Origin of the sequence: Methylibium sp., from assembly GCF_013817365.1 — a bacterium.
Taxonomy (GTDB): Bacteria; Pseudomonadota; Gammaproteobacteria; order Burkholderiales; family Burkholderiaceae_C; genus Methylibium.
The window spans coordinates 1-3,549 of record NZ_JACDCU010000418.1; the positions used below are offsets into that span (position 1 = coordinate 1).

The 3,549-nt window shown below is 61.1% G+C and carries 4 protein-coding genes; all 4 read right to left on the reverse strand.

What is annotated here, in order from left to right; translation table 11 throughout:
• On the reverse strand, positions 1–249 hold a 249-nt coding region (locus tag H0W38_RS18885), incomplete at its 3' end, for a hypothetical protein (protein WP_292457041.1).
• Positions 250–465: 216 nt separating this feature from the next.
• Complete coding sequence (gene istB / locus H0W38_RS18890; protein ID WP_292457042.1) at positions 466–1,224, reverse strand: IS21-like element helper ATPase IstB; 759 nt, start codon at positions 1,222–1,224, stop codon at positions 466–468.
• Positions 1,225–1,253: 29 nt separating this feature from the next.
• Positions 1,254–2,774, reverse strand: a complete 1,521-nt coding sequence (istA, locus tag H0W38_RS18895; RefSeq protein ID WP_292457045.1) for an IS21 family transposase — start codon at positions 2,772–2,774, stop codon at positions 1,254–1,256.
• Between the two features lie 324 nt (positions 2,775–3,098).
• Positions 3,099–3,549: hypothetical protein (locus tag H0W38_RS18900; RefSeq protein ID WP_292457049.1), on the reverse strand; the 451-nt coding region annotated here is incomplete at its 5' end.

Genomic DNA, 3,549 nt, shown 5'->3' on the forward strand with positions numbered 1-3,549 from the left:
CAACCGGATAGCGGCTTTCGGTCTCGTGCGAACGCTGAAGGGTGCTAAATAACTCCAGAAGCCTTCTCGAACCCCCCGCTCTGCAGATATGCCTTGATTTCCGTGGCCGTGAACAACTTGAAACGCTGTATATCCCGGCTCAGGTTGTGCGATTTGGCGATAAGATGCAGGTGGTTTTCGAGGGATGACGAAGCCGTAGATGACCGCTTCGCGCTGAAGGAACCGCCATGAATCCAGGGCAATATTCACCGTCTTGTGCCGGGTGAACAGTGGCAGCCAGTGGTTTATCGTCGCGGTAAGGAAGTGCGGGCATGGTTCTTGGCGAACACGGTAAGGCCTTTGAGGCATGTCGAGTGATCTACTGCGCATTCCGGTCAATCTGATCAGCCAATCCGGAGCAAACTGATCACCCGTTCCGGTCGAAACTGATCACCCCCTTCGGAGCGCAGCGACGCGGGGTTGACATTATAAGCGTGTCGACTCGGTATCGGTCAACGATCTCGCTCGCTTTCGCATCGATTCTCCTTTCAGATTAAGCCGGTAGGCGTTGTGCACGAGCCGGTCTAGGATCGCGTCGGCCAGGGTAGGATCGCCGATGAGGTCATGCCAGTGCTCGACCGGGTATTGGCTGGTCACCACAGTGCAACGCCGCTCGTAACGGTCCTCGAGGATCTCGAGCAGATCGCGCCGCTGTTCTTCGGTCAGGGCGGCGAGGCCGAAGTCATCGAGGATGATCACATCGAGGCGGGCGAGCTGTGCGAGGAGCTTGCGGTAGCGACCGTCACCTCGGGCGATGGCGAGCTCGGTGAGCAAGCGCGGTAGACGCAGGTAGCGGGCGGTGAAGCCCTGGCGACACGCTTGATGCGCGAGCGCGCACGCCAACCAGCTTTTTCCGATCCCGCTCGGTCCGGTGATGAGCACATTGAGGTGCTCGTGCAGCCACTGGCCGGTGGCGAGCTTTTTCATCAGGCTCTTGTCCAAGCCGCGGTGATGGCGATAATCGATATCCTCCAGGCAGGCGGTGGAACGCAGCGCGGCGGTGCGCAAACGGGTCTGCAAACGGCGGTTGTCGCGCTCGGTGCTCTCGGCGTCGAGCAACAGGCCGAGGTGCTCCTCGAAGCTCAGTGTATCGCTGTCGGGCACGTAGCGCTGAGCCTCCAATGCGCGCGCCATGCCGGTCAAATGCAAAGTGTGCAGTTTTTCGATCGTGGGATGGGTCAACATGAGGCTAACTCTCCTATCGTGGGTGTAGGTCAATGGTAATAACCGGCGCCGCGCACGTTGTCGTGAGTGATCGCCGGGGTGGAAGACGCCGTGGCCGGTAATGGCTCGCCATCCAAACCACGTTTCAAAATCGACTCGACACTCTTGTAGCTGTGAGCGCCGAGAACGAGAGCGCGCTGGCAGGCCCCCTCCAGACGCGCGACACCGTAGTGCTTACCCAACCGCATGATGCCCAGGCAGGAGCGGAAGCCCTGCTGGGGATGGGCGCGGGTGGTGAGGATGACCTCGATGAGCTTGGCGGTCGCCGCGCCGCTCTTTTCGGCCCAGTCGATGAGCCGCCGCGGTGTCCAGGCGGCGTAGTGCTGATGGGCCTTGGGCATGTGCGCCGGATCGGTGGTGTATCGCCCCAACAGATGCGAGCGCACGTGTGAGGCGACGCGTTGGCCGCGGTAGAATAGCTCCACGGTGTGCGCCGTGACGCGTGCGTCCACGACGTGACTGACCAGCGCGTAGGGCACCGAGTAGTAATGGCGGTGGACCTCGACGTGATAGTCGATATGCACGCGCGCTTGTCGCCACTCGGCGAACACGTAGGGCTGTACGGGCAGCGGCTTCATGGCCGGACGGTCGAGCTGTTCGAAGAGCGTGCCGCGCGAGCCTGGCAGCTTACGGAACGGACGCCGGTTCAGCGCAAAGAGCAATGTGTCGATCTCGGTATTCAGATCGCCGAGGCGGAAGAACGCATGATGACGCAGGCGCGCCAAGATCCAACGTTCGACCAAGAGCACCCCATTTTCAGCTTTGGCTTTATCACGCGGCTTTCTAGCCCGCGCTGGGATAATCGCCACGCCGTAATGTTTGCCGAACTCTTGGTAGGTCGGATTCAGGCCCGGCTCGTAGCGATCGGCGCGGGTGACGGCGCTCTTGAGATTGTCCGGGACGATCATTTCAGGCGTCGACCCAAAGTAGCTCAACGCCCGCACGTGCGACCCGATCCAGTCAGGTAGTGTTTGCGTCCACGTCGCCTCGGCGTAGGTGTAGTTACTCGCTCCCAGCACGGCGACGAAGATCTGCGCCGCACGGATCTCACCGGTACTGCGATCGACGACCGGCACAGTCGGCCCGGCGTAGTCGACGAACAGCTTCTCCCCGGCGCGGTGGGGCTGGCGCATGACCAAGTCCACCCGTGTGCTGTAGCGCCGGTAACGCTCGCAGAACTGGCTGTACTGCAGGCCCTCGGGGGCGACCGCCTTGTACTCTTCCCACAAAAGCGCCAGCGTCACGCCCTTGCGTTTGAGCTGGGCGTGCAGCTCGGCGAAATCCGGCAGCGGCCGGTCGTCGAGCGTAAGTGCCGCGGGCGGCGGATACAGCCGGCCCTCCAGCACCGTATCGTTCAGGTCGCACGCCGCTGCCCAGTCCACCCCCGCGACGCGCGCGCGGCGCAAACACTCTTGGACCGTCGCTGGCGACACCCCCAGGGTGCGGGCGATCTCGCGCCCCGAGCGCCGTGCTTCGTGATGCAGGCGCAGGATCTCTTTCGTCTTACGCATGGATACCCTCGTATTTGCCATTGGTCTCGCCCTTTCGTCGGAAAAATCCGACAGGGTAAGACCGGCGGCCGGGTTATCCCGCGTCGCATGCTTCGCTCGATAGGAAACCACTCCGGAGCGGTGATCAGATTGCCCCGGAATGAGTGATCAGTTTGGGCCGGAATCAGTGATCAGTTTCGACCGGAATCAGTGATCAGATTGATCCGGAATACGCAGATTCATCTTGCTGCTTTCAACCTCGAAGGAAACGCCCCTTGCGGACCCGCATGCAGGGCGTTGTGGGGGCCAGGGGTTAAACACCCCCGGCTACGATTAGCCGGTTGGTCATGCTAGTGCCGCCTTGAGACGAGCAAGATCCGCTAATGAACGGCCGAATCCGTCCAAGCTTGGGAAAAGCGCGTGAGGCGCAATGTTCATCGCCCGCAGCTGCTGCAGGATCACTAGCTTAAGATCCGCAGCAATGACAATCTTCCTGTGAATCACGCGTTCCGATTCGTCAGATGCGGTCGATACACAAGCATCAAGAATCGGGCCGTCATGCGGGGACAGAAGCTTCGTGCTGACGCTGAAGTGACCCTGCTGAATAGCAAGGCGTTGCGACCGAAGTTGCGGCCACGTAAACACGACGCGTTCAGGAGCTTTCGGGTCGACTAGGTCATCGTCGCTGACATTGACGGGACCTCGAGCGCCGTTCGCCCAATGTAGATCCAACGCTGCTGCGCCGACAACAAACAAGGCGCCATCGCAGTTAGGCAGTTGGTCGACAGCAAAATAC